16 protein-coding genes and 1 tRNA gene are annotated in these 19,339 nt (G+C 59.6%); 11 read left to right on the forward strand and 6 right to left on the reverse strand.

Annotated elements, in window-relative coordinates:
- Nucleotides 1–2 precede the first annotated feature (2 nt).
- Both AB7E35_RS00760 and AB7E35_RS00765 read left to right on the forward strand, forming a co-directional pair.
- Nucleotides 3–78: transfer RNA gene (locus tag AB7E35_RS00760), tRNA-Gly, on the forward strand.
- A gap of 225 nt (nt 79–303) precedes the next feature.
- Complete coding sequence (locus AB7E35_RS00765; protein WP_428166895.1) at nt 304–2,256, forward strand: tyrosine-type recombinase/integrase; 1,953 nt, start codon at nt 304–306, stop codon at nt 2,254–2,256.
- A gap of 49 nt (nt 2,257–2,305) precedes the next feature.
- Here AB7E35_RS00765 and AB7E35_RS00770 read toward each other — a convergent pair whose 3' ends face one another.
- Complete coding sequence (locus AB7E35_RS00770) at nt 2,306–2,947, reverse strand: substrate-binding domain-containing protein (RefSeq protein ID WP_072293022.1); 642 nt, start codon at nt 2,945–2,947, stop codon at nt 2,306–2,308.
- 124 nt (nt 2,948–3,071) lie between these two features.
- On the opposite strand from AB7E35_RS00770, the gene AB7E35_RS00775 reads away from it, so the two are divergent.
- Entirely contained in the window at nt 3,072–3,365 is a 294-nt protein-coding gene (locus AB7E35_RS00775) for a helix-turn-helix domain-containing protein (protein ID WP_072293021.1), read from the forward strand.
- Nucleotides 3,366–3,370: 5 nt separating this feature from the next.
- Here the strand turns inward: AB7E35_RS00775 and AB7E35_RS00780 are convergent, their stop codons facing one another.
- From AB7E35_RS00780 to AB7E35_RS00790, 3 genes are all read right to left on the reverse strand, one after another.
- Complete coding sequence (locus tag AB7E35_RS00780; protein WP_072293020.1) at nt 3,371–4,267, reverse strand: LysR family transcriptional regulator; 897 nt, start codon at nt 4,265–4,267, stop codon at nt 3,371–3,373.
- A 235-nt stretch (nt 4,268–4,502) separates the two neighbouring features.
- Nucleotides 4,503–6,137, reverse strand: a complete 1,635-nt coding sequence (locus tag AB7E35_RS00785; protein WP_083566149.1) for a RimK family protein — start codon at nt 6,135–6,137, stop codon at nt 4,503–4,505.
- A 78-nt stretch (nt 6,138–6,215) separates the two neighbouring features.
- Nucleotides 6,216–6,746: a GNAT family N-acetyltransferase gene (locus AB7E35_RS00790; RefSeq protein WP_072293018.1), complete on the reverse strand. Its 531-nt coding sequence runs from the start codon at nt 6,744–6,746 to the stop codon at nt 6,216–6,218.
- A gap of 507 nt (nt 6,747–7,253) precedes the next feature.
- On the opposite strand from AB7E35_RS00790, the gene AB7E35_RS00795 reads away from it, so the two are divergent.
- From AB7E35_RS00795 to AB7E35_RS00830, 8 genes are all read left to right on the forward strand, one after another.
- On the forward strand, nt 7,254–7,961 hold the full coding sequence (locus AB7E35_RS00795) for a TorF family putative porin (RefSeq protein WP_320378036.1): 708 nt from the start codon (nt 7,254–7,256) through the stop codon (nt 7,959–7,961).
- A 55-nt stretch (nt 7,962–8,016) separates the two neighbouring features.
- Complete coding sequence (gene kdpA / locus AB7E35_RS00800) at nt 8,017–9,747, forward strand: potassium-transporting ATPase subunit KdpA (protein ID WP_072294996.1); 1,731 nt, start codon at nt 8,017–8,019, stop codon at nt 9,745–9,747.
- A 13-nt stretch (nt 9,748–9,760) separates the two neighbouring features.
- Nucleotides 9,761–11,785 carry a potassium-transporting ATPase subunit KdpB gene (gene kdpB / locus AB7E35_RS00805; protein ID WP_072294997.1) on the forward strand — a complete coding sequence of 675 codons (2,025 nt, stop codon included), beginning with the start codon at nt 9,761–9,763 and terminating at the stop codon, nt 11,783–11,785.
- Between the two features lie 10 nt (nt 11,786–11,795).
- Nucleotides 11,796–12,482: a potassium-transporting ATPase subunit KdpC gene (kdpC, locus tag AB7E35_RS00810; RefSeq protein WP_083566462.1), complete on the forward strand. Its 687-nt coding sequence runs from the start codon at nt 11,796–11,798 to the stop codon at nt 12,480–12,482.
- A 13-nt stretch (nt 12,483–12,495) separates the two neighbouring features.
- A complete protein-coding gene (locus AB7E35_RS00815) occupies nt 12,496–12,951 on the forward strand; it encodes a PTS sugar transporter subunit IIA (RefSeq protein ID WP_072294998.1) in 456 nt (151 codons plus the stop codon).
- 417 nt (nt 12,952–13,368) lie between these two features.
- Nucleotides 13,369–16,086 (forward strand): sensor histidine kinase KdpD, encoded by a 2,718-nt coding sequence (locus tag AB7E35_RS00820; RefSeq protein ID WP_320378035.1) that lies wholly within the window; start codon nt 13,369–13,371, stop codon nt 16,084–16,086.
- Nucleotides 16,087–16,090: 4 nt separating this feature from the next.
- Nucleotides 16,091–16,807, forward strand: coding sequence for a response regulator (locus tag AB7E35_RS00825; RefSeq protein ID WP_072294932.1), 717 nt, complete (start codon nt 16,091–16,093; stop codon nt 16,805–16,807).
- Between the two features lie 106 nt (nt 16,808–16,913).
- Nucleotides 16,914–17,297 (forward strand): GNAT family N-acetyltransferase, encoded by a 384-nt coding sequence (locus AB7E35_RS00830; RefSeq protein ID WP_193753905.1) that lies wholly within the window; start codon nt 16,914–16,916, stop codon nt 17,295–17,297.
- 9 nt (nt 17,298–17,306) lie between these two features.
- On the opposite strand, the gene AB7E35_RS00835 is transcribed toward AB7E35_RS00830, so the two are convergent.
- Together AB7E35_RS00835 and AB7E35_RS00840 are read right to left on the reverse strand one after the other, a co-directional pair.
- Complete coding sequence (locus AB7E35_RS00835) at nt 17,307–17,501, reverse strand: hypothetical protein (RefSeq protein ID WP_428166896.1); 195 nt, start codon at nt 17,499–17,501, stop codon at nt 17,307–17,309.
- 152 nt (nt 17,502–17,653) lie between these two features.
- Entirely contained in the window at nt 17,654–19,102 is a 1,449-nt protein-coding gene (locus AB7E35_RS00840) for an alpha,alpha-trehalose-phosphate synthase (UDP-forming) (protein ID WP_072294934.1), read from the reverse strand.
- Nucleotides 19,103–19,339 lie beyond the last annotated feature (237 nt).

Genomic DNA, 19,339 nt, shown 5'->3' on the forward strand with positions numbered 1-19,339 from the left:
ACGCGGGAATAGCTCAGTTGGTAGAGCGCAACCTTGCCAAGGTTGAGGTCGTCGGTTCGAGACCGATTTCCCGCTCCAAGTTATGATCTACAGACTTCCACTGACGTCTGTAAGTCGTTGAAAAGAGGGGCTTCGGCCCCTTTTTTCATTCCAGCGAGCGCCACGGAAATCCACCCACAGCCAGCGTTTTTGAGTGACCAATTGAGGCACAAGAATGCGGTTGGGACGGCTGCCGGATAGTTGCTGGGGCTGAGCGGGAACCATGACGAGCATAGGCCTAAGTCATAACTTAGGAGCCTCGAAATGGCACTCTCTGATCTGACCGTCCGGCAGGCAAGGACCACCGGCAAGCGCTACACCCTCTCCGACAACGACTGCCTGGGCCTGATGGTCTCTGCCGCAGGCGGCAAGTCGTGGATTTTCCGCTACTACTGGCTGGGCAAGCAGAAGCGCTTGTCCCTCGGCGGCTATCCCGCCCTCAGCCTGCGCGAGGCCCGCGCGGAGCGGGACAAGGCCCAGGCCCTGCTCGCCCGGGGGGTCGATCCTCAAATCGAACGCGACCAGCGTCGGCACGCAGCCAAGCTGGCGGGCGAATACACCTTCAAGATTGTTTTTGATGCCTGGGTCGAGCATCGCCGCAAGGAACTCAAGGAAGGCCGCCAGAGCACGCTGTCGCAGATCCTGCGCATCTTCAACAAGGACGTGCTGCCCACCCTAGGGAAGATGTCGATCTACGACATTCGCCGGCCCCAGCTTGTGGGCGTCGTGGCGGCGATCGAGAAGCGCAAGGCGTTCACCACCGCCGAGAAGGTGCGCACCTGGTTCAACCAGATGTTTCGCTATGCCCTGGTCATTGCAGAGGGACTGGACGTCAACCCGGCTGCGGACCTGGACGTGGTAGCTGAACCCAAGCCTCCGGTGGCGCACAACCCCTACCTGCACCTTCCCGAACTGCCAGAGTTCCTTCAGAAGCTCCGGCTCTACAACCCCCGTGGCTGGCAGACCCAGCTTGGCGTCCGTCTGCTGTTCCTGACGGGGGTGCGCACGGGCGAGTTGCGGCTGGCCGAACCTGAGCAATTCGACCTCGACCGCGGCTTGTGGATCATCCCGCCGCAGGTCGTCAAGCAGCTCCAGGACGAAATGCGCAAGGCCGGCAAGCGGCCGCAGGACGTGCCGCCCTACATCGTGCCCTTGTCCCTGCAGGCCATCGAGATCGTGCGCTATCTCCTGGGCGTGATGCGGCCGGCGCAGAAGTACCTGCTGTCGCACCGCAGCGAACTCAAGAGGCGCATCAGCGAGAACACCCTCAACAAGGCCGTGCAACTCATGGGGTATGAGGGGCGCCTGACCGGCCATGGCATCCGCGGCACCATCTCGACGGCGCTCAACGAGATCGGCTACCCGAAGATTTGGGTGGACGCACAGCTTTCGCACTCCGATCCGAACAAGGTCAGCTCGGCCTACAACCACGCCAAGTACGTGGAGCCCCGCCGCCGGATGATGCAGGACTGGGCCGATCGCCTCGACCTGCTCGAACAGGGCGAAGTGGAAGCCGCGAGTGCGCACCTGACCATCCGCATCGACGGCGTGCCGGCGATGGCTGAAGTGGAGGAAGCGCTGGGTGCGGTGGGTGCCGCCCCCACGGCGGCCGAGCCCGCTGTCCCCGGCGTGCCGCCGGTGGTGGCCACGCCCATCGTCGTGACCCCCAACAGCGGCGGAATCACGTTCCAGCGGCTGTCGCAGGTGCCGCCGCCTCCGATGCATGCCCCGGAGCCGGAAGTCTCAGCGATCCAGCGCGAGCGCGAGGAAATGCTGGCCGTCTACGAGTCGCCGAACAATCTGCCGGTTCCTCTGTTCGGCAAGCTGGCCGGCAAGTCCAAGGACCAGATCAACCGCGAGCTGAAGGCGGGCAAGCTCCTGTCGATCAGCCTGGGCAACCGGGGGCAGCGGGTTCCCGACTGGCAACTGGTACCGCTCAAGCACAAGCTGGCCCAAGTGCTCATGAACCAATGCCTGCACGCGGATTCGTGGGAGCTGTACCGCATGCTGACCGAGCCTCACCCCGACCTGGGTGATCGTGCGGCTATCGATGCGGTCACGCCGACCAACGTGCCCGCGATCATCCGCGTCATCATGGGTGACTACCAGCGCCACGAGGATGGGCCCGAGGCCGTTGCCTTGCGGCCCATTCCCGAGGATGTGCGGCTGAGCGTCCGTCGGCTGGTGGACAGCGCGGCAGTACTTGAGGGGGCCTAACCCCCTTCAAACTACGGCCGGGGTCATAGCTCCGGCCGTAGGGATGTTATTACGTGGCTTCGGCCCCGGCGACTTGCATCGCTCTGCGCTCGAACCGCTCCGAAGCGGAGTCGGTTTGCGCGTGGCGTCGCTGCAGGTAGGTCACGATTTCATAGGGGCCGTCGGCGAGCGGTCGCATGGTGATACCCCAGCCGTGGGCACGCTCGATGCGCGTTTGCGCAGATACCCCGATGCCATAGCCGGCCGCAACCCATAGCGCCAGCATCTCGAATGAAGTCACCCGCTGGATGTTCTCCTCGTCCAACGGCATGAGGGAGGCCAGCCTTCCATCCAGCAGAGGACAGTCCTCGGCCTGCCAGCGATAGATCGGGTAGTCTTGAAGACCGGCGACGGTGAGCTTTGCCCGGTCGAGTAAATGGAACCGCAGCGGCACGGCGACAGCCATGCTCTCGGCCCACAAAGGTTGCGTCTTGAGGCCTGGGTCGCTGGCCCCCTGAAGCGACATTCCTGCGTCGTAGCGACCGTCCTGAATACCCGCGACCAATTCGTCACCTGTTACCGCAGAAAACGTGAGCCTGACGTTTGGCTCTTCTGCGCGCTGTAGGGCCAGCAACTTGGAGAGCTGAAACGACGGCACACCCGGCGCGATGGCAAGCCGGAGGCGGGATGATCGGCTGGTGATGCTGTGCATAAGCGCCGCGCAGAAGAGAGGCTAGGCAGGTCGAGGTGCGAGCTAGCATGACGGGAAAGAGAGAAGTTTAACGTCTCCAAACTTAACGTGGTTAATTTTCGCAGTTTGATCGACCCTTCTGCCGATGCAGAAGACCACTATTCAGCCTGGACGTCCGTCTGGCACAACCACGTATGACTCCAAGCCAGCATTGGCATTCGGACAGGCCGTGCGCGCGGCTCGCGTCGCGCAAGGCGTCGCACAGGATGAGTTCGCTTCTAGGGCAGGCATTGCACGCTCGCATATGGGAAAAATTGAACGTGGAGAACATGTACCTACGCTTCCGCTCATACTGAAAATTTCTATAGCACTCGGAATAAGTGCGGCCGAGCTTATGGCCGCAACCGAACACAATCTGAGTTTAAGCGCTGATTCGTGAGAAAATTATTTCAGTCGATCGTCGAAACCCTCACGCAGTCGGGAAATAAAACGCTCCAATGAAGCACTCAAGTCACTACTTGCTGATCGTAGTAGGTAAGTAGTGATTACTGCTGATTTCACCGCCAGGGGGCGGATCACTACATCCTGACGTTGGCTGACCGGAATCTTGTTTGCAGAGATAAAGCCGACGCCGTAACCTGCTCCCACCAGAGTCAGCATCATGTCCAGTGAGGACACGTGTTCAACGACATTCTGATTCCCCACTGGCCCCAGGAGTCGAGTCAGCTCGCGGCAGTAGCCCTCGCATATCCGCGGGTCACACAACACAAGTGGGTGGCCTCCCAGTTTATGAAGTGGAATCTCCTTATGGGCAAGCAACTCATGTAGTGCGGGCAAAGCGATCACAATTGGATCTCGCCAGATTGGCACGGCGACAATGCCATCGCTGACTTCATCGGTGTGCGCGAGACCGATCGTAAAGTCGCCCGACCGAAGCCCGCGCAACTGTTCGGCCAAGGGCACTTCGCACATACGTATCTCCATTTCCGGCTCTTCCACACGGCAGCGAGCCAAGAATGCTGACAGTCGGGGATCGAGAGCTCCATCGGATACGGCGATGCGCAGGCTGCCCCGCCTACCTGCTGCGATGGCCCTGGCATTCTCTTGCGCTTGTTCCAAGACCGTGAATAGTCGGCGAGTGTCTTGCAAGAATGCAGCTCCGGCTGCTGTCAGGCGCGTACCTCTGCGATCCCGATCAAAGAGCACAACCCCCAGTTCGTCTTCCAGCTCTTTGATCGCTCGCGACAATGGCGGCTGCTCGATATGTAGGCGCTCAGCAGCGCGTGTGAAGTGCAATTCCTCGGCCAATGCGACAAAGCAACGAAGATGGCGTAGTTCCATGTACCTTATTTCCTAATCTCAAGCACATCGGGCCACATATCTTCAGACGGCCTTGGTAACTTCGAGCCAAGTGATGAGTGCAGGTCATCTGCAAGAACAGCATGCTGCCTGCATTGAGTTCTTCGCTGCATCTGTCGGACCGCAAGCGCGAAGAGGCCACGGCAAGAGGCCCCGCAGCTTACTGCAAACGCAAAGTCCAGCAATCACTTGAAAAATGAGCTGGCGACGCTGCTATTCAAGGCGAGACGGAAAGTTTCTCTCCATCCACTTTTTTTCCAATTTTCAAAGCGTTCTTGGCATCCGGGTTGCCATGTAAGGATGAATGAACGCTGATCACGGATTTCGACTCGGCGTGGTGTGAACTCTGTGTGAGATTGCCAGCACCATTATTCGTAGAAATGTTGTGCCGCAGTTCAAAGCGATAAAGCAGATGAAGCAATATTTTTCGATATACTTCATCGCCCTCGTGGGCATCTTCCATGCCAATATCGATGTTTGGATTGTCATTGACCTCAATAACAAACGACTGTTCTCCGTTGGATTTGATGTCAATGCCGTAGAGTCCATCGCCGATTAGATTTGCCGATTTACTCGCCAGCTCCAGTATCGATAAGGGCACGTCCGACAACGGGACGGATTCAACGCGCCCCTCCTGGAAATTGCCGTTGGCGGCGTGCTTGATGATCTGCCAATGGTCTTTGCACATGTGGTAGCGCGCCGCGAATAACGGCTTGCCATCCAAAACACCGATCCGCCAATCGAAGGGTGTATACATGAACTCCTGTGCCAGAATGACGTCGGATTCCTTGAGCATTTCACGCGCGATCTCAACCAATTGCGTCGCGTCCTCCGCCTTTTTGACGCTGAGACTAAAGGCGCCATCAGGCACCTTCAGCACCACCGGATAAGGCAGCAATCTGGCCGCCGTGTTCAGACTGTGCTTGCTCAACAAGAACGTCTGAGGTGTCGGCACGTCGTGGCCTTTCAGAAGTTCTGCAAGATACGCCTTGTTGGTGCATCGCAAGATCGACGTTGGATCGTCAATCACAGGCATATTGGCCATTTCTGCCTTGCGTGCAAACTGGAACGTGTGATCAGATACTGCAGTCGTTTCCCGGATGAACAAGGCATCGAATTGGGTCAAGCGAGAAAAATCTTTCTTTTCGATCAATTCGACGGAAATATCAAGCTCTTCTCCAATATCGACAATCTTGCTCAGTGTTTTCAGGTTCGATGGAGGCAGAGGATCTTTCGGGTCATGCAGTATGGCGACCGCCATGCGGTACGTGCGGGGTCGCGGAGCTGGATTCCAGGTCCTTCGGGTGAACTTGGCGAGGCCTCGCGTAAAGACGCCATCCTGTTCCGCACTGATGTCCGCAGGCTTGAGCGGTTGTATGGCCGCGACCTCCCACACTTCCGACTTGGCTGCGCGCTCCACTTCAATCTCCAATAGCGGGCACTGGAACATTTCGAAGCTCTTGCGGGCAAGATTGGCAAGCTGCGGGTCCTCTATTTCTCCGAAGAACACGTGCAGGGTGAGGCTGCGGACTGATCGAGGAACCTCTTTCAGCGGGCCGACAAGGGAGTTCAGCGTCGGCAGCATGCTTGCCTGCGGCTTGCGGCGTGCGAGATCCAGGATGGTTTCGACGCTCGGAGTCACTCGATCTCCGCGAGCCTCCGCGAGCAGCGAACAGTAGTACCCGACACTCAGGTAACTGTAGCTACGGCACAAATTGATGATCTTGCGCGGCCGGCTTCGTATTCGCGGGCCATCCGCAAGGAAGTGTTCTGCCGTGACGACCTCCATGTCTGGGTCGCTCCAGCGAAAATCGCTTGGTTTCTCGACGATGATCAGATGGTCCGAATTCATTGGGAGCTCTAAATGCAAAAGAATCGTTGCTCCGGCCATCGATCATGGCCGGAATGGGGGGCGCTCGAACTGCGTGGCCTAACCAGGCGGCGCCTGGTTCCAGTCGATGTTTGAATTGTCCGCTTTCCTGACGGCCGCTTTCGTGGCGATATCAGGACGCAACTGCTTGCGAAAACGGATGGCACTCGCGCCATCGGCGTAGTAATTGCGGATTGGAGCACCAAATGGCGTGTAGCCTAGTGCGCGAAATAGCGCGTGCGCGCGCACATTGTCAATGCGACTTTCCAGACGCACTTCGGTGCAACCGTGCGCCGTTGCTGCGCGGGAAACTTCATTTGTGAGAAGGTGGCCGATTCCGGAGCGTTGGCAGCCGCTCTTGACGGCAATCGAATAAAGGCGAGCAATCTGAGATCGCTTGCGCATGAGAATTACCGCACTACCTACGACCATGGCGCCTGCCTCTGCCACCAGTACAATGGCCGAGGCACTCTTTGATAGGGCGCGCCAGCTTCTTCGCGATATTCGATCAAAAGCGAACGATTGTTCTTCAAGCTCTATGAGCTGCTCGATATCCTGGTGGTCGGCCAGCCTAATGCGGGTTTTTGTCATCTGCTTTGTGAAGAACTCGAACTTCGCTTGCGGCGCGTGGGGTACTCAATGAGCACCCATGCAAGAAGCAGCGGAACCACAATGGCGAGAATAGCCAGCATGAAGTGTAGAAACTCATTCAACACGATGAGATTCCAAATGCTTGGGCGCTGATCGGTTCGCGCGCCATTTCTCGACGCGGTTGGCCAAGCGGAAGAACGCGATGAACCCGACGACGACGACGGCTACAAAGGTAATGTCCTGGAGGAATTGAGGCACTGGGGGGGCGTCCGATGGTCCTTGATAGTCACCTAAACCATACGCCGCGGCGGTCAAGAGCGTCGTAAATTCGGCATAAAGTCTCGCCCTGTAGGCGGTGCCGCGAGGCGTTCCCGTAACACTGACTCCCTGCCGCAGGGCTTCTCAAGCGGCACCCCTCATCAAATTTACGCAGAAGTTATGACGCGACCAAGGACTTAGGCGAATACTGCTGCATGGCAATTTCGCCATTCGATTGCGAAAAAGAACATGCGCGCTCAAATCTTCAAGTCCCTGGCGGGCGTCGCTGCGGTATGCGGCGGTGTCATGGTTGCTACGCTGCCGTCTGTAGCAACCGCACAAGTCACTGGCAGCGTGGCCTTGACTTCCGACTACGTGTGGCGAGGGTCTTCCCAGACCCGCGAGAAGCCCGCCATTCAAGGGTCGTTCAAGTACGCCCACGAGTCCGGTCTCTATGCCTCGGTGTGGGGTTCGAACGTCAAGTTCAAGCCCGACAACGGCGCGTCGAGTGAGTTCGACATTGCGCTGGGCTGGAGCGGCAAAGTCGCCCAGGACTGGGCGCTCGACGTCTACTACCTGCGCTACCAGTACCCGGGCTCCGATGTGAACCTGAACTGGAACGAGGTCAATGCCGCCGTGACCTGGCGCGACAACTACTGGGTCGCCGTGGGGCATTCCACGAACGCCATGGCAAGCAAGACCACCGGCACCTATGCACTCGTAGGTGCGCGCTACCCGATCAACGACACATGGCGGGTCGAGGGAACCCTGGCGCGCTACTTCCTCGATAGCACCTATGCGAAGAGCTACACCCACGGCTCCATTGGCGTCGTCTGGGCGTTCAAGGCGCCCTTCGAGGCTCGCCTGACCTTGCATGGCACCGACTCGGCGACCAAGCAGTTGTTCCCCGGCATGGCTGGCTCGCGCGCGGAATTTGCGCTGCAGGCGTCCTTCTAGGAGTTCCCCATGTCTTTGACCTCACGCCTCGCTGGCATCCACGGAGTATCAAATCATGGTTGAGCCACTTCTCCTACTTTCCCTGCTCCTCGTTGTGGGCTGGCCTTTGGGGCGCTATCTTGCCGCGGTCATGCGTGGCGCCCCCATGCGCAGCGATGCGCTGTTCTCATGGATCGAGCGCCCCATTTATGCAGCGCTTGGCACCCGCCCTCATGTCGGCATGAGCTGGCGTGGGTATGCGGGCGCATTCCTGCTGTCCAACCTGCTACTCGCAATTGTGGTGTGGGTGATCTTCATGACGCAGGCCTGGCTTCCGCTCAACCCGGACGGCGTGCCGAACATGAGCTGGGACCTGGCCCTGCACACCATGGTTTCGTTCCTCACGAACACCAACCAGCAGCACTACTCGGGCCAAGCACAACTGTCCTACCTGTCGCAGATGACCGGCATCGTCGGCCTGCAGGTCGTCACGCCTGTCATGGGCTTGGCGATGGTGGCGGCCACGCTGCGCGGTTTGTTCGGTGGCCGGCAGGCCATGTCGCAGGATTCCGCCCAAGTCAAAGCGACAGATGCCAAGGTCGTCGTTGATGTCGGCAACTACTGGGCCGACGTGACGCGGGCAACGCTGCGCTTCGTGCTTCCGCTGTGCCTGGTATTGTCGGCGCTCCTGACCTGGCAAGGCGTTCCAGCGACGCTGGCCGCCGGCCCCGTCGCAAGTCCAGTGGAGGCCACGGCCGAGTTCAAGGAACAAAAGATCCCGCTGGGCCCGGTCTCCCCGATGGTGGCCATCAAGCAATTGGGCAGCAACGGCGGTGGCTGGTACGGCCCCAACAGCACGGTTCCGCTGGAGAACCCGACACCGCTGAGCAACTTCCTCGAAGTGTTTGCGATTGCCCTTATCCCGGTCTCGATCATTTTCATGGTGGCGCCGTTCACGGGCCGGCGCAAGTTCGGCGCGATGGTCCTCGGCACGATGCTCACCATGTCGGTGCTGACGGCTGGCATCAGCCTGTGGTCGGAGAACAATTCCGCGACCACGCTGGATGTCGCGCTGATGGAAGGCAAGGAGGTTCGGCTGGGTGCTGAAGCATCGGCCTTGTGGGCATCCACCACAACGCAGATCAACAATGGCTCGGTCAATTTGATGCTGGATTCCTCGGCGCCGCTCACCGGCATGATGTCGATGATCAACATGCTGATCAACGCCATCTGGGGCGGTGTGGGCTGCGGCCTGATGCAGTTCCTGGTCTACCTGATGTTGGCGGTCTTCCTGGCCGGCCTGATGACCGGCCGCACGCCGGAATTGTTTGGCCGAAAGATCGAGGGGCCGGAAGTCAAACTGCTGGCGATTCTGGTGCTGCTGCAGCCGCTCGTGATCCTTGGCTTTACCGCGATCACGCTGGCTATCCCCAGTATTACAGGGAACTCGAATCCCGGCTTTCACGGAATCAGCCAAGTCTTCTACGAATACGTCTCGGCTTTCGCCAACAACGGATCGGGCTTCGAGGGCCTGGGTGACGCCACGGTGTGGTGGAACGTGAGCTGCGCGATCGTGCTGGCCCTGGGGCGCTTCCCCTCGCTGGTGATCCCGCTGGCCATCTCCGCGATGCTGGCATCCAAGCGGCGCGCACCGGAAGGCTCCGGCACCTTGCACGTCGAGACGCCGACATTCGCTCTGACGCTGATTGGCATCGTCATCATCCTCACGCTGTTGCAGTTCATGCCAGTGCTGGTCCTTGGCCCTGTGGCTGACCATTTGCTGCTGACCGAACTGCTGGCTCGGTAAAGGGAATCTGAAAATGAGTACCACACATGCAAACGCCCCGGTGACCGAAGGCCACAGCTTCAAGCCTGCGCTCATCGATTCATTCAAGAAGCTGGCGCCCCAGCACGCCGTGAAGAATCCCGTGATGGCCGTCGTCTGGCTCGGTACGGTCTTGACGGCCATTGCTACCCTCGCAGGATGGACGACCGCCGGCTTCGGCTGGTCCGTGACGCTGATCCTGCTGGTGACCGTTCTGTTCGCGAACTTCGCCGAAGCCGTCGCCGAGGCGCGTGGGCGCGGTCAGGCGGCCTCTTTGCGCCGTGCGCGCAAGGATTTGGTCGCCCGTCGGCTCGACAAGGCGGGCAAGGAAACCACGGTGCCTGCTACCGAGCTTCGGCCCGACGATCTGGTGGTCGTGGAGGAAGGCCAACTGGTGCCAGCCGACGGTGAAATCGTCGAAGGCGTGGCGACCATCAACGAGGCGGCCGTGACCGGCGAATCGGCGCCGGTGCTGCGTGAAGCCGGCACTGACCGCTCCGGCGTGATCGGCGGCACCAAGGTGCTGTCCGACCGCATCGTCGTGCGCGTCACGGCAGAGCCGGGCCACAGCTTCCTGGACCGCATGATCTCGCTGGTCGAAGGCTCCAATCGGCAAAAAACGCCCAACGAAATCGCCCTGGGCATCGTGCTCGCCGTCCTGACCCTGACCTTCTTGATCGTGGTCGTCACGCTGCCCTTTATCGGCGGTTTCGTCGGCGTCGAGATCAACGTGGTGCTGCTGGTGGCGCTGCTGGTCTGCCTCATCCCCACGACCATTGGCGGCCTGTTGCCTGCCATTGGCATCGCAGGCATGAACCGCGCGCTCAAGGCCAACGTGCTGGCCAAGTCCGGTAAAGCCGTGGAGGTGGCAGGCGATGTGGACGTGTTGCTCCTGGACAAGACGGGCACGATCACCTACGGCGATCGTCAGGCCACGGCGTTCCATGCGCTTGCAGGTGTGGACGGCACCCAGCTGCGTCAGGCCGCTCTGCTGGCCTCGCTGGCCGATCCCACGCCGGAAGGCAAGTCGATCGTCAAGCTCGCTCGCGAGAAGGGTGAGAAGCTCGTCGATCCGGAACAGGCGCACTTCGTGGCCTTTACCGCGCAAACCCGGATGTCAGGTGTGGACCTGCCGGGTGAGCGTGTGATCCGCAAGGGGGCCATCGACGCCATCATCAAGCATGTCAAGTCGCTGGACGGCCACGTTCCGGCCGAACTCGAAGCGCGTGTCAATGATGTCGCTCGCAAGGGGGCAACGCCTCTGGTGGTGAGCGACGGCAGGCACGTGCTCGGCGTCATCGAACTGTCAGACGTCATCAAGCGCGGCATCAAGGAACGCTTTGCCCGCCTGCGCGAGATGGGGGTAAAGACCGTCATGATCACCGGCGACAACAAACTGACCGCAGCCAACATCGCCGCCGATGCCGGCGTGGACGACTACATCGCCGAGGCAAAGCCGGAAGACAAACTCGCCCGTATCCGCGCGGAGCAGGCTGGCGGACGCCTCGTGGCGATGGTGGGTGATGGCACCAACGACGCACCGGCGCTGGCCCAGGCCGACGTGGGTCTGGCCATGAACTCCGGCACGCAGGCCGCCAAGGAAGCCGGCAACATGGTCGATCTGGACTCCGACCCGGCCAAGTTGCTCGCGGTGGTCGAGATCGGCAAGCAGCAGCTCATCACACGCGGTGCGCTGACGACGTTCTCGCTGGCCAATGACGTGTCGAAGTACTTCGCCATCCTGCCGGCGCTGTTCGCTGCGGCCATTCCGTCGATGGCGGCGCTCAACGTGATGAACCTGACGAGCCCGACCAGTGCCGTGCTGTCGGCGCTGATCTTCAACGCGCTCATCATTCCCGCGCTGATTCCGCTGGCATTGCGTGGTGTTCGCTTCAAGCCGGCCAGCGCCACCCATCTGCTGCGCAACAACATGCTGATCTACGGCGTGGGTGGCGTGGTGCTTCCATTCATCGCGATCAAGCTCATCGACGTGATTCTGTCGGCCTTGTTCAACGTCTGAGGAACTTCCCATGACCATGACAACTTCTCTCACTTCTCGGGCACACAAGGGCCGTCCTGATGACACACCGGTAGCAGACCGTGGGGTCTGGCGTGGCGCTATCGGGTTGACGGTTCTCTCCCTGGCTGGCTTCGGCTTTCTCTACTCGCTCGCCGGCGTTGGCATCGGGCAGGCGCTGTTTCCCTCAACCGCCAACGGCAGCATCGTCGAACTCGATGGCAAGGTGATTGGCTCCGAACTGGTAGCCCAGCCCTTCGTCAGCGAGCGGTACTTCCAGCCACGCCCCTCTGCCGCCAGCTACAACACGATGTCACTGGCTGGCAGCAACCAGGCGCGGACCAACCCAGACATGCGCAAGCGCCTGGAAGAAACGCGCGCGGCCGTCGCCCAGCGTGAGGGCATCGAGCCATCCGCGGTGCCGAACGACCTGATCACCCAGTCTGGAGGAGGCATCGACCCGCACGTCAGCCCCGAAGGTGCCTCGGTCCAGGTCGCGCGGGTGGCTCGTGCGCGCGGCCTGGAGCCGAGCATTGTCGAAGGGCTCGTCGTCCAATACACGGAGAACAAACAACTCGGTGTGCTGGGGCAGGCACGGGTCAACGTACTGAAGCTCAATCTCGCTCTGGATGCGCACAAGGCGGCCCCGGCCACCCCTGCGGCGGGGGCACAGAGCGAATCGGCGGTTCCTCAACGATAAGAACGGGAGGCGCATGAGCACGTTGAGCAAGCACCTGGATGAAAGAGACATCCTGTTGGGCCTCAAGGCCGCGAGCAAGCGCGAAGTCTTCGAGGCCATCGGTCAGCACATGCAGGCCCTTCATGGGATATCGGCGGAGTCGGTTGCATCGGCACTCCATCGCCGTGAAGCGGCTGGATCAACGGCACTTGGTTGTGGCGTAGCGATTCCGCATGCCCGTGTGAACGAGCTGGAGCGGATTCGTCTGCTCTACCTCAGGTTGGCTCCGGCGCTCGTGTTCGACAGTCCCGACGGTGAGCCGGTTTCGGACATCGTGGCGCTGATGGTGCCTGCGCCCGCGACGCAGGAGCATCTGGACGTGCTTGCTCACGTCGCTTCACTTTTTTCGGAGAAGGCGTTCAGAAAGGCGCTGCACACATGCGAGGAACCGGGTCAAGTCATGGAAGTCATTGCGAACTGGCCACATTGAGAAGAGCACAGCAAGGAGCCCATACCGATGATGGCTCAGGGTATGAGGGATCATCGGTGATGTGCGTGGGCATCGCCTGCGAGGTCGATCGCATTGCCGTCACGACGAACAGCAGGCCTGGCGGGCGCTTGTTCCAATCGTTCTTTCCCGCCAACACCGTGGGTCGGGCGGTGGTCCGCATGTTCTGTGCTGGATTTCGGCAACCCATGCGGATTGTCATCAGCGGAGTTCGCGCCTTGGATTTCGCGCTGTTACTGGGACGGGGTCACAGGCGGGAAGTGATCCTGCTGTTTCAGCCGATGCCCTCGGCTGCTTTGGCCGCCCGCGCATGGCACCAGCCTTAAATCGCGGCCTTGCTTGCACACCGCGAACTTCCGACTTACCGTTCTGAATGCACAGTGAATTGAAAAGGTAGCCATGGGGTCTGAGAATACAGAAAAAGCTGACGCCCTCGTTGGAGAACTACGGCGCCAGGCTGCCGGCAGACTGACTGTTTTCCTGGGCGCTGCCCCTGGTGTAGGGAAGACCTACGCCATGCTGGCGCGTGCGCGAGACCTGCATCGCCAGGGCGTTGACGTGCTCATCGGTATCGTTGAGACACATGGCCGCGGTGAGACGCAGGCAATGGCGGATGGCTTGCCCCATCTGGCACGAAAAAAGGTCGAGTATCAGGGGCGAACGCTCGAAGAGATGGACCTCGATGGTCTCCTGGCGCGCAAGCCCGCCATCGCCCTTGTGGACGAATTGGCGCATCGCAATGCGCCCGGCAGTCGCCATGAACGTCGCTGGCAGGATGTCGAGGAACTCCTGGACGCGGGCATCGACGTCTATACCACGGTCAACATTCAGCACCTGGAGAGTTTGAATGACGTGGTGCATCAGATCACTGGAATTCGCGTCAGCGAAACAGTTCCGGATTCGGTATTCGAGCGCCTGCGGGACATCCGGCTGGTTGACCTCCCAGCACAGGAGCTGATCGAACGTCTCAACCAAGGCAAGGTTTATCTCCCTGAGCAGGCGATGCAGGCGCTTCAGGGATTCTTCTCGCCTTCCAACCTCACAGCGCTTCGCGAACTGGCCATGCAGACCGTTGCTGAACACGTGGATGCCGATCTGCGTGAAAAGCAAACAGCTCGCGGTCTGTCCGGCGTTGGCATCCAGCGTCATGTGCTCATTGCCATCGATGGTAAAGGCCAATCGGAGTATCTGGTGCGCGCCGGCGCGCGGATCGCTGAGCGCCGCGGCGCGCCTTGGTCTGTGGTGTCGGTGGACACGGGTCATTCGGCTGAAGCTGCGCTTCATGCCGAGGACCTCGACCGGGCTTCATCACAGTTCAATTCGATGGCACGCTCCGAGCAGCAGCGCCAGATGGAACTCGACAAGGCCTTTGCTCTGGCTCGAAGCCTGGGTGGGGAGACAGAGTTGCTGCGAAACACGGACATCACGCAGGGGCTGCTGGATGCCGCAGCTGCGCGAGGTGCTCGGTCCATTGTGATCGGTCGCACGCGCGAGCGCCCCATCGCGAGAATTTTCAATCGAACGCTGACTCAACAGCTGCTGCAAAGGGGGGCTCGCTACGAACTCACCATTGTCAGCACGCCGCAAGCGAGGCAGAAATCCCGGGGACTCTACGATTTGAGGGGGGAGCGTTTGGCCAAGGGCGAACCTGGGCTGATCCTGCTGGCCACCGTCGGGGCCGTGATTGCGGCGTTCATCGCAGAGCGCTTCGTAGGGCTGGAGGATCTTTCCACGGTGTTCCTGGTCGCCGTCTTGCTGGTGGCTTCGAGGACGCGCATGGTCGCAGCGGTCATCACCGCGGTACTGTGCTTCGTTGCGTATGACTTTCTGTTCATCGAACCGCGCTTTACATTGTTCATCAGCGCGCAGCGAGGTGTGGCCACCGTGCTGCTCTTCATGACCGCCGCCTTGATCGCCGGACGATTGGCTTCGCGGTTGAGAATGCAGGTGATCTCGTTGCGCGCCGCGAACACTCATGCGACGGCCATGCAGAATATGGCCCGGCAATTGTCCAAGGCGGCCGATCTTGGGCAGGTCATCTCCGCCAGTTCCTCCGTGCTCCAGTCGAGTTTGAACGCCCAGGCTTGGCTGCGTATCAATGGCGAATCTGGTCCAACCGCAGTCCAAGGCGAACTGTCAGAGAAAGATATGGTCGCTGCCGACTGGTCTCAGCAGCATGGCCAGGCCAGTGGCCGTTATACGGACACCCTGACCAATTCCGCTTGGTGGTTCCTGCCGATCCGTTCCGATCAGGACACCATCGGCGTCGTGGGATTGCGATTTCCTTCGGCGATGGGGCGGCTCTCATTCGAGCAGCGGCGTCTGGCCGAAAGCATGACGGAAGACATCGGTCAGGCAGCGCTGCGCGCCCGGCTGGTCTCGGAACTTGAGGTGGCCCGAGTGACGGGCGAGACGGAGCGGTTGCGCTCGGCCTTGCTGTCGTCGGTGTCCCACGACTTGCGCTCACCACTCTCTTCCATGATCGGTGCGGCCGATAGCCTGTCCCGTTATGGCAAGGATATGAGTTCAGAAGATCGCCAAAGTCTGCTGGAAACCATCAGCGTCGAGGGTGAGCGACTGGATCGCTACATTCAAAACCTGCTGGACATGACCCGGCTGGGCCAGCAGGGCCTCACCCTGTCGCGCGACTGGATTGGCGTGGATGAGTTGATCGGTTCTGCCTCGCGGCGTCTGCAGCGCTATGAGCCGACAGTGAAGGTGGAGAGCGACATCGATCCCGAAATCGGCCTGATCCATGTTCATCCGGCATTGATCGAACAGGCCATCTTCAATGTCATGGAGAACGCCGCCAAGTTTTCCCCACCGGGCGAACCGATCAGTGTTCAAGCCAGGCCAGCTGATGGCAACGCAGTGCGCATCGACATTTCGGACCGCGGGCCAGGTATCCCGGAGGACGAGCGACGCAGGATCTTCGACATGTTCTACAGCATGGAGCGCGGTGATCGCGGAAAACAGGGGACGGGCCTTGGCCTGACGATTGTGCAGGGCATCGTGGGTGCCCATATGGGAAAAGTAGAAGCGTTGCCCGGTCCGCAGGGACGAGGCACATTGATTCGGCTGACGTTGCCCATGGGCGAGCAGCCGAGCGAGGAATGAGACCATGAGTGCAGCTATCGATTCCGCGCCCGCGCCGCGCGTTCTTGTGATCGACGACGAGCCGCATATTCGCAAATTCATCGACATCAGTCTTCGATCGCAAGGCTATCTCACGTTGCTGGCTGCGACTGGCCAGGAAGGCTTGAGCATGCTCGCGGGGAAAGGGGCTGACATCGTGGTGCTGGACCTCGGACTTCCAGATCGCGATGGCGAGGATGTTCTCAAAGAGCTGCGTCGGTGGTCACGGGTCCCGGTCATCGTCCTGACCGTTCGCTCGGACGAGGAGGGGAAAGTCGCGTTGCTCGACGCCGGTGCCAATGACTATGTGACCAAGCCCTTCGGGATCGAGGAACTCATGGCACGCATTCGCGCGTTTCTCAGGGTGAGTGGACTGCGTAGCGAGACAGGGCCCATCTACGATGACGGGAATCTGCACATCGACCTTTCCCAGCGCGAGGTAAAGCTCCAGGGGCAGGTCGTCACCCTCACCCGTAAGGAGTTCGCGTTGCTGGCCCTCCTGGTCGAGCAAGCAGGCCGTCTGGTGCCACAGCCTCAGCTTTTGAAAGAGGTGTGGGGCCCGACCCACGAGGAAGATGCGCACTACCTGCGGATTCTCGTGGGGAAGTTGCGAAACAAGCTGGGGGACGACGCATCGGCGCCAACATACATCGTGACAGAGCCGGGTGTCGGATTGAGGTTCGTCGGTAAGGAGCGGATCTGAATGCGTTGAGTTGGCAACAGAGCCATCCAGTCATTCGTGTGTCGCGCATGAAGTTATGCATATAGAGTATTCGAAATCGTTGTCGGTCGATGAGCGGCAGCACATCGTGAATGAAGTCCTTCGCCATGACCGCGCGCCGGTAGGCGTGGGTATGCCGCGGGCCATTGGCCTCAGCGCCCGCATTAAAGATACGCTCGTGGGCGGAGTGTGCGGCCGTATCGAGAAAGACCGCTTGTACGTCGAGTACCTGTGGGTGGACAGCCGATTTCGCGGCCAGGGCATCGGTTCCAATTTGCTTCAAGCGGTCGAATCCGCGGCAAGGGATGGAGGTTGCGTCGAATCTCAGATTGAAACGCTATCGAGGAAGACGGCTCGGATTTACTTGGCGAGGGGCTATCGAGTCACGCATCATCTGTGCAACTACATCCCCGGATTGACGCTCACTGTCATGACAAAAGAGCTGGGTGAGTCGCATATCGTCGAGTGCTGATCGGCATTCTTACCACTGGGCGGGCGGTAGGTTTAACCGCTGTATCGCGCGCTTGATGAGCCAAGCCATGGTGATGGTGCCCAACAGATAGATGACGCCCGTCACGTTCGGCATGTTGCCAAACGAGGAAACCATGAATTCCTTGATTTTGAGGTAGGCCCATCCTGCCAAAGATGTCTCGTCAAATAGAATCGCAGCGAGCATAAGGGCCGTCGATAGCCAACTATCCTTACGCTGGCTATTGGCGTGCCTGAGCCCGTTTTGTGATCGAAGCACCGCAGCCCTCACTTGGATTCGCATGGCAAGGAGCACGTGCACCCCGGCAAGAGTCCAGAAGAACGCAGCTGCCGCGCTCATCAGAATCGACCAGAATCCGTTTCGCGGTGCCGCAAAACCTTGCTTAGAAGATTTTTTATCTTCGGCTGCGGGGCTGGGTCAGGCCGACTCAATGCTCGCAGAAACCGGTCGCACAACCAGCGTGCGTCATACCGACTAATTGTTTCCATCAACGCTCGGTGCCGCTCTTGTCGCTCAGCAAGAGGCATGGTGAGAGCGCGGTGCATGACATAGGCCATGGACTCCTTGTCGTAGGGGTTGACAGCCAGGGCAGCCGGCATTTGTTCGGCATCCCCCGTAAACTTCGAGAGAACCAGAACCCCGGGGGCATCGGGGTTCTGTGCCGCGACAAACTCTTTTGCCACCAAACTCACGCCGTCTCTAAGCGGGGTTACGAGCGCAACCTGCGCTGCTTGATAGAGTCCGGCAAGTTCCTCGCGGCTCAGCGTCCTGTGGATGTAGCGAACAGGCGCCCAATTCAGTTCCCCTATGTCCCCGTTGAGCGCGCCGCACAAAGATTCAATTTCACTTTGCATATCGGTGCAAGAATTGGTTTCGTCGCTTGCGGGGAATGCGACCTGAATCAAGGTGGCGCAAGAACGGAACTCAGGAAACTTATTTAAGAACTCACCAAAACCTCGAACTCGATGAGGAATGCCTTTGGCGTAGTCCAAGGGGTCGATACCGATGAGGAGTTTGCGTCTTGAGTACTCCTGCTGAATTCTTTGCAAAGCCTCTTGTGAACCCTGGGATTGCGCGAATGCTCGGAAGTTTTCCACATCTATCCCGAGAGGGAAGACGTCGACCAAAGTTCTCCCGCGCCGTGTGACCACGGAGCCCTCAACAGCCTGGTCTCCAAAATAGGTCCGAACGTAGGATAAAAAGTTTTCCTTGTCTTCGTGCGACTGAAATCCGACCAAATCATAGGCAAACAGCGCGCTAAAAAGCGATTCGTGATTCGGCAGTGCTGCCAGCGTTGCAGAGGGCGGTAGTGGGGTATGGAAAAAAAAGCCGATACGATTCATGACTCCGGCCGCGCGCAGTTCCTCCGCCAACGTGATGAAATAATAGTCATGAACCCAGACGATATCGTCGTCGTCAAGGATGGAAGTAAGTGTATTGGCGAATCGCTTATTGACCGCTCGATAAATCAACTCGCCTGATCCATCGAATTCTGCCAAATCAACGCGCTGATGCAGCAACGGCCACAGCTGACCATTGGCATAGTTTTTGTAGTAGCCATCGTGTTCTTTTTGGCTGAAGTTGACGCAGAGATATTCAACATTCCCATCAATGGAGCGCTCAACTCGGTTTTCTCCATTTGTCTCCGCTGTGATCAGCCCGCTCCATCCGAGCCATAATCCACCATGCTCTCGAAGAAGCTTGCCCAAGGCTACGGAAAGTCCACCTGCATCTGGAGTGTGTAGATCCGCCAGACGGTTTGAAAGCACAATCAACCTGCCGCTCATACGACCTCTCTGCTCCCAACTGCAGCGATGGAACTGCACAAAAAAACTAGGCAACAGGTGGAAATGCTACGTTGGAGGACGAGCGCGCTCCGTAAATTTGGCGATAAATTCCCTGAGCCGCCTTGTTTAGGCGGTAAACATGGAGCAGGATCGGAACGTTCGACGCTGAGACAAGGCGCCGAGCAACCCCGGTATCTTGTTGGTGTTGCGCCGTCTGGGCCGAGGCTAAGTCCGCTC

The sequence above is a fragment of the Diaphorobacter sp. genome, from assembly GCF_050251835.1.
Classification (GTDB): Bacteria; Pseudomonadota; Gammaproteobacteria; order Burkholderiales; family Burkholderiaceae_C; genus JBFXIE01.